Below are 8005 nucleotides of genomic sequence, written 5' to 3'. Positions count from 1 at the left end.
TCTGTTACTTTTGGTGTTTCTGGATTAGTTTGAGCTTCCAGTTCTTCTATTGATTCTTCTTTACCTTGTTCTTCCATTTCTGTTACTTCGTGAATTTTTATATTTGTAATATCATAACCATTAACTTTCGATTGATATCCTGTTACTGGTTGTTCTTTTACTTCATACGTATAAACTTTTCCGGCATTATCAACTGCTGCTAACTTTCCAAACTCATATTTCCAATCATTTGCTGCCGTAACTTCTTTCGTTGCAATGACTTTACCATTTTGCAGTAAATCTACTTTAATCGTTTTTGGGCGATCGTTTACTTTGTCGCCTTCCCACGTTTTCGTTCCTGCAACAGATGTAGTTTTCAACTTATTTGGAACCATAAGTTTTATTCCGTTTGTAGCATCCGTCTTAATTGTAAAAGGAATTTTCGCTTGTGAATCAAACTCTACATAGTTCGGAGCTGAAATTTCTTGTACGTAATAATTACCTGGAGCAAGGTTTGGTGCTTCAACTATTCCGTCTTGATTTGTTGTATAGGAATCACCAATTTGCTGACCTGACTCTGTGTACAATTTAAAAGAAACGTTTGGGATAACCTTCTCCTCGTCTCCTTCAATATGCTTAAGAATTCTTAGCGTTCCTTTAGAAGGTAAATCACCTTGCGCACCACCACCTGCATTTATATTTTTAACACTTGCATTCTTTGAAATAGTTACTGGTGGCTGATTTAAAATCTGGTAATCAATTGTATAATCATTATAAAACTCATCTTGATTCATTCCGCTATCAGTTATAATCGAGCTATATCGAATACTGATACCCTTACCACTTACCTGATCCTTATAACCTCTAAGGGAAAAAGAGTTACCGTTAAACGTAATCGTACCATAACCTTGATCGATAAATTGTTGTGGAGTTACCACAGTATTTCCAACTATTATAATAAATCCATCCTGCTTCAGCGTTTGACCTGATTGTAAAGTATCAGTCAAAACAATATCAGCACCTAACTGTTCCTTGTTACTACCAGTGTTTATATTCACCTCCCATTTCACCTCATTGGGAGCGTCTGGGTAAATTTCACCTGTTTTGTAGCTAAATGCTGATGGACCCGTCGATTCTGTGGGCCCTTTAATTGTTACCCTTTGAGTTGCTAAACCTGTACCTAAATTTGTATCAACTGGTATCGTTTGATTCACTCCTACATTACTAGTTGCTTTGAATTCGAAATACAAATAGCCTCTAATATTTTGAAGTTTCTCAACCATATCATTAAATTTACATACCACATTAGTTGTTGTTACTTCGCAAATACCAAAACTAATACCCGCATCATTCTTCAAGTCAATTCGTTTACTATACCCTGCTAGTTCTGCAGGTAGTGTTAATATTAGCGTATCTCCGGCCTTCATTTGATTTCCAGATTTATCACTAAAACCTACTCTTATTCCCGATCGTTCTCCATAATTTAATTCCGTTTTATCGAATGTAAAACTATCAACAAATCCTGTTGCGTTTAATTCTTGAGCATGCCCTACGATAGGCGTAAAAACTTGTCCAATCATAACAGTAAAAATAAAACAAATTACAGATATTCTTTTTAAATATGTACTCATAAAGCCTCCAATATTCATTGTTAAACTTGTAATCGTGAGATCCATTCCACCCAAAATACCCCTTAAACTAAGGGGGTACGGACTAAAGATTATTTGCAGCATCAAACCATCGTTAGTTCTACAACATAAAGTAATAAACAACACAATTCATTAACTATATTGTGTTCATTCCTACTTTTTTCGGGCAGCCAACAATAAATACTATTCCTAATAAAAATACATTACAAGACTATTCATTTACATATTAATTTGTTACTATATTCATGCTACCAAAATATACTAACTGACCATTTTATTCATAAGGTCATCTGATGACTGACTTTCTTTATCTTTCAGCGATAATTCTCCTTTCATAACTTCATTCCACTCTTACTAAAATTATTATCTCAATATCTATAAATCCCCCCTGAAAAATCCATTAAACCCTTATTTAAAGCGGTTTATATACATTTATAAACAAAGTCAATACCTCAAAAAGTATTTTTACATAATAATAAAAGAAGATTTAAATAGAAGATTTATACCATTTTTTCAATCGTTTTTAAAAAAATAAAGCTATCTTTTCGTATTAGAAAAGATAGCTTTATCTGTATAGACAACCGCTCTACCACTTACTTTTTGGCGCCTTTCAACGACTCTCTCAGCACAAATTTTTGTAATTTCCCACTCGCATTACGAGGCAGTTCATCCACAAATAAATAATGACGCGGACGTTTATAATCTGCTAATTCGTCACTTTCTTTACAATACGTTTCTAAATCAGCCTCTGTAATATGTTCATCTTTCTTTACAACAACTGCTACAACACGTTCTCCCCATAATTCATCTGGCTCACCGAGCACTGCAACATCTAATACACCAGGATGACTATGAAGGAAATCTTCAATTTCACGAGGATAAATATTAACTCCGCCGCTAATCACCATATCATCAACGCGATCTGCAACGAATAAATAGCCGTCTTTATCGAAGTAGCCTAAATCACCAGAATGATACCATCCTTTATACATCGATTTTGCATTTGCTTCTTCACGGTTATGATAGCCAGCCATCATAGTTGGGCCTCGTAAAATAATTTCTCCTACTTCATAAGGAGGCAATACGTCATCTGGTTCTGCCGGTGCATCATCGCTTGGTTTTACAATTCGAATTTCATGACTAAAGCATGGTGTTCCCGCTGAACCTGCTTTCGTAATTTGATCTTCTTCTACGAGAAAAGCAACTACAGGTCCCATTTCTGTCATTCCGTAAATTTGTACAAGATCAATATAAAGACGTTCTTTACATTCCTTTACTAGCGCTGGAGCCATCGCCGCTCCTCCATAAACACCAATCTTCATCGAAGTTAAATCGTACTGCGTTAAATCTTTTTGCAGTAACATATTCCACATCGTCGGTGCCGCAAAAAACGTCGTAATCTTCTCTTCTTGAATGGTATGTAATACTGTTTCTGTATCAAAATGATGCAAAATAACATTCTTTCCGCCAACTTGAATGCGCGGAATAATCCCAGCATTTAACTCACCGCAGTGATATAAAGGCGCAACTACAAGCCCAACACTATCTCTGTTATATTTTATGAAATACGTACAGATCATACTATGCTCAGTCATTTCACGATGACGATGTAATACGCCTTTCGGATGACCAGTTGTACCGCTCGTATAAAGCATCGAACAATAATCCATTTCATCAATTTCGATATCTATTTTCTCAGAAGATGCTGCATTCACTTTTTCATGGTAGGAACTTGCATAAGAAGGTGTATCATCTTCTACATACCAAAAAGACGAATTTGGAAAATCTCGTTCAATGATAGCGACAGTTGATTCAACTGCTTTTTCAAAAACAACGACTTTGGAGGATGCGTCCTGGAGAATATAAGATACTTCTTTTGCTTTTAAGCGGAAATTAATCGGGTTAAAGATCGCTCCAATTTTCGCACAGGCTAAGTAAACGTTTACAAATTCACGGCAGTTATATAAGTAAACAGATACCGTATCGCCCTTTCTTACCCCTTCTTCTAATAGAGCGTGCGCCGTTTTATTTATTTGCTCATCCCACTGTTTATACGTCCAGCGAATATTTTTTTCTGGTTCCACTAACGCCTCTTTATTCGGATACTTACCAACAGATAAATCAAATATTCTCCCTATCGTCATGTACATGCCAACAATTTCCCCCTTTTCTCTTTCATAAATCTATCATTTCGTCCATAAGTAGACATTGTCCTCTAATGATTTGACTAATTTTTCTGATTATTATCGACATAGTTTTACAAACAGCGTTGCTAAATGGTAAATGAAATTATATCGGCAATTTTCCGGATATATCGAACGTAACCTGAAATATATCAGCGATTTTCAAAATATATGGACCGTAACTCCATTTATATCAGCGATTTTTCAATTATATCGACTTACCGACAAAAACTGACAATATAAAGTGAAACTTTAATCAATTCTCACCAATCGGGCAGTTACGGGCAACTGATATCCTGGGAGTTTTACTATCCAGCAAATAGCAGGATAAAAAAGAGACTGTCCCGATTTGGAACAGCCCCCTTCTTCTTAAACAAATAGCTCTTCTAAAATTTTCAGTTTGTCTTCTGTATATTTTACGAAGCCATCGTTATATGATTTTGGATCTTTCGGATTTGCGAAGTGCGTAATTGCTCCCGTCTTCGGGTGAACAAATTTACTTGATGCCCCACAACCAAGTCCGATAATCGATTGTACTTCTTCCATAATGACAATGTTGTAAATACTTTCTTGCGTCGGCATTGCATACCCAACGTTCTCTAAGTTACCTAAAATATTCTTTTGACGATATAGGTAATATGGTACGTAATTATGCTTTTGCGTCCACTCTTCTGCTTCGTGCATCATCGCTGTAATTTCTTCGCGACCTGCTACTTTATATTTACGTTTGTTTTGCGTCATTTCAGAAGCACGTTTAAATGATAACGTATGAACTGTTAATGATTCTGGCATTAACTTTTCTGTTTCATCTAACGTATGCTTGAAGATATCTAGCCCTTCACCAGGAAGACCAATAATTAAATCCATATTAATATTGTTCATTCCCATTTCACGAGCTAAATGATACTTCTCAATTGTTTCTTCTACAGTATGGTGACGTCCAATTGCTTTTAGTGTTTCTTGATGGTATGACTGCGGATTAATACTAATACGGTCAATGTTCCATTTATTTAACACTTCTAACTTCGCTGGCGTAATTGTATCTGGGCGACCTGCCTCAACTGTTACTTCACGCACATTTTTCACATCTGGGAACGCTTCATACATTTCTTCATACAGCATATCCATCTCTTCTGCTGTAATACTTGTCGGTGTACCGCCGCCGTAATAGATCGTCGTAACTGTTACACCTTTTTCTTTTAAAAACTTACCAATTTCACGAACTTCATAATGTAAACCACCTAAGAATGAATCAACAGAACCTTGGCGTCCGTTAATTGCATACGCCGGGAATGTACAGTATGCACACTTTGTTGGGCAGAATGGAATACCGATATAAATACTTACTTCCTCTTTCAAACGGTATAAATCCGGAACAACCGCTAATTGGCAATCAACAATACGCTGAAGAAGTTCAATTTTTTCTTCATGAATTAAATAGCTTTCACGAAGTTCTTGATGTGCTTCTTCTTTTGACATACCATTTTGAAGCATTTTATGAAGAAGTTTTGTCGGACGAACTCCCGTTAAAATACCCCAGCTTTGTTCAAGCCCTGTTAACTGCTGAAGAACAGAAAGATATACATAAGAAACAACGTGTTTCACTTGCTTCATACGCTCTTTTTCATCTGTAAAAGCAGATAAATCTTTTGCGAATGTTTCTTCATACACATTTCCAGTCGCAACATCTGTTAAACGAGCAGATGCCTTCACATTCTCTTCAATGTGTATATCAACGATAAGATTTGCTTCCTCTTGTTCAAATCCAATCGTACTATCTTCAAAAAATAAGCCGCCAATATTTTGTAGCGGACGTAAAAAACGATCATCTTGTAACGTTTTAATTGAAATTAACAACATTATCACCTTTTCATTTGCAAACTCTCTTTAGTTTACTTGAAGGGCGTTTGCAGGTCAATACAGAAGGTTTTACCTTATTTTAATATCCTACTTAAAACAAACTGAATATTGATTTTTAACGAACTTTCTCTAGTTGTATAGACATTGTAATATACTCTTGTTACAATCTAGAACGTATTAATACTTGCTACTAATTTAAATACATACAAAGGAGGACTCTTAACACGCAATAAAGACTATCACGTGTTAAAACAACTATGAAAAAAAAGTTTTACAACATTTTAGCATTATCTTTGGCATTTCAAGCATTTGTAGCACCTACCCATTCATTCGCAGAAAGTATAGAGAAAACTGCGGAATTGTCTATGGATGAACAAGCTTTAAAAAGCATTGAAGAACATGCAAAACAGCATAGACATGACGAAGAAAACGACCTTGAAATCTCGGGTGAATATCTTCTCCATTTATCAACAAAACTTCCACTATACGATTCAAACGACTTAAAAACCAAGACAAATATTGAAATTGCTGAACCAGTAGTAAAGGCAACGAAGAAAAAAGGGAATGCCTATTATATACAAACTACATTTGGTTCTGGCTGGGTTAATAAGGAAAGTAATAGTTTAGAAGTACAAGAGATTCATAAACTCTCTAGTCAAAAATTAATTGTAAAAGAAGAAACATCAGTATATTCATTCCCTTTCCAATCGTTTAAAGAAGAAACGAAATTACAGCCACAAACAGTAGCTCCTACTGAACAAGCTGGAAATTGGTTTAAAATTCAAATAAACGGAACTGAGAAATGGATTTATGCTCCTTCAGCTGCATTTGAAGGTACGAAAGCATCATTATTCGAAAAGCCAAGTACTACCCAAAATAGAAGTGCAACATTTTTCAAAACACCATCTAATTTACCTACAAATAATATTTATGGTGTTACATTTAAAGAAATGATCGTACCAAAAGGTAATGAAAACATTCGTCCTGGCTACGCAATGGAACCAAAATACATAACAATTCACGAAACTGCTAATACAAGTAAAGGTGCGAACGCTTTAAATCATGCGAAGTACTTAGATAATCAAGCCCGCGGAAATACTGATCGTTCAGCATCTTGGCATTTCACAGTAGATGACAAAGAAATTTATCAACATTTACCATTAAATGAAGTTGGTTGGCATGCTGGAAATAAAACCGGAAACTATGAATCTATCGGTATTGAAATTGCTGTGAACAGTGATGGGAATTATGCTAAAGCGGTAGAAAACGCACGAAAATTAGCAGCTTATTTAATGAACGAATTAAATATCTCCCTCGATCACGTTCAAAAACATCAATTTTGGAGCGGAAAAAACTGCCCTGCATTTATGATTCAACGCGGACAATGGGATGCTTTCTTAAAAGGCACGAACGCTTACTATAATGAACATCGTAAAGATGTTATTCCGCCGCCAGAAGTCCCTCATGAAAAAGACGACATTACAGGTGGATGGTATGAGCAAGACATTCGTCAGTTAGCAGCTAGAAAAATCATGTTCGGTGACGGAAATGGTTCTTACTGGCCAAATCGTCTTGTCACACGAGCTGAGTTTGCAAATTTAATGTCGAGAGCTTTAAAATTACCTGCTGGAAATGCTAAATTTACAGACTTAAACGAAGCACATCCATCTTTAGTGGATGGAATTAAACGTGCTGCTAGTGCAGGTATCATTAGTGGTCGTGGGAATAATAAATTTGATCCCAATGCTACAATAACACGTGATGAAGCTGTTATTATGATTGACCGTGCATTAGAATATAACTGGATTTATAGAAAAGAAGTGAAATTACCATTCATTGACCAAAACTTAGCATACGATAAAAAAGCATTACAAAACGTTTATGCATATGGAATTGTGAAGGGTAACGAACGGAATGAATTCGTACCAAAAGGCACAGCAACACGCGCTGAATCAGCCGCATTTTTAAATCGAATGCTTAAAGTGATTGAAGCTTAAACAACAAAACTAAAAGGCATAAGAGAAAACATTTCTCTTATGCCTTTTATAAATTTTATAAAACTATTAGCTATTTTTAATCATAAATCTAAGACGTATTCCTAATAAAACAAGAGCAAAACCAATGAATGGTAGATAATTCATATCATGTCCTGTGGCTGGAAGACGTTGTCCATGAGATGCACCTTGTCCGTTTTCTGGTAAGGTAGGTTTTTCTATATCTATGTTTTCCATTCCTTCACTTGGCTTCTCTGTTTCCTCACCTGATGTTCCTGTCTCTTCACCTGGTTTCTCTATTTCTTCACCCGGTTTTCCTGTTTCTTCACCCGGTTTTCCT

General features: G+C 35.8%; 5 protein-coding genes. 1 reads left to right on the top strand and 4 read right to left on the bottom strand.

Annotated elements, in window-relative coordinates; translation table 11 throughout:
• The 3 genes from DN390_RS29325 to DN390_RS29315 all read right to left on the bottom strand — a co-directional run.
• The coding region (locus DN390_RS29325; protein WP_370513498.1) for a Cna B-type domain-containing protein at nt 1-1655 on the bottom strand (1655 nt) is incomplete at its 3' end.
• Between the two features lie 566 nt (nt 1656-2221).
• The gene (locus DN390_RS29320) at nt 2222-3778 is read right to left on the bottom strand and encodes a fatty acid--CoA ligase (RefSeq protein ID WP_147809221.1); all 1557 of its coding nucleotides are present in this window, start codon (nt 3776-3778) and stop codon (nt 2222-2224) included.
• A gap of 402 nt (nt 3779-4180) precedes the next feature.
• Nucleotides 4181-5671 carry a coproporphyrinogen III oxidase gene (locus DN390_RS29315; RefSeq protein WP_002047350.1) on the bottom strand — a complete coding sequence of 497 codons (1491 nt, stop codon included), beginning with the start codon at nt 5669-5671 and terminating at the stop codon, nt 4181-4183.
• A 257-nt stretch (nt 5672-5928) separates the two neighbouring features.
• On the opposite strand from DN390_RS29315, the gene DN390_RS29310 reads away from it, so the two are divergent.
• Nucleotides 5929-7668: an S-layer homology domain-containing protein gene (locus tag DN390_RS29310; protein ID WP_147809220.1), complete on the top strand. Its 1740-nt coding sequence runs from the start codon at nt 5929-5931 to the stop codon at nt 7666-7668.
• A gap of 66 nt (nt 7669-7734) precedes the next feature.
• Here DN390_RS29310 and DN390_RS29305 read toward each other — a convergent pair.
• Nucleotides 7735-8005, bottom strand: a 271-nt coding sequence (locus tag DN390_RS29305; RefSeq protein WP_147809219.1) for an LPXTG cell wall anchor domain-containing protein, incomplete at its 5' end; no start/stop codon positions are given.

This window comes from Bacillus sp. SH7-1 (assembly GCF_008042405.1).
GTDB classification, from domain to species: Bacteria; Bacillota; Bacilli; order Bacillales; family Bacillaceae_G; genus Bacillus_A; species Bacillus_A thuringiensis_N.
This window is presented reverse-complemented; position numbering and strand designations above follow the sequence as displayed.

Bases quoted from the DNA above. Each gene is read 5' to 3' on its own strand.
- DN390_RS29310 (WP_147809220.1), top strand. From the start codon at position 5,929: ATGAAAAAAAAGTTTTACAACATTTTAGCATTATCTTTGGCATTTCAA.
- DN390_RS29315 (WP_002047350.1), bottom strand. From the start codon at position 5,671: ATGTTGTTAATTTCAATTAAAACGTTACAAGATGATCGTTTTTTACGT.
- DN390_RS29320 (WP_147809221.1), bottom strand. From the start codon at position 3,778: ATGTACATGACGATAGGGAGAATATTTGATTTATCTGTTGGTAAGTAT.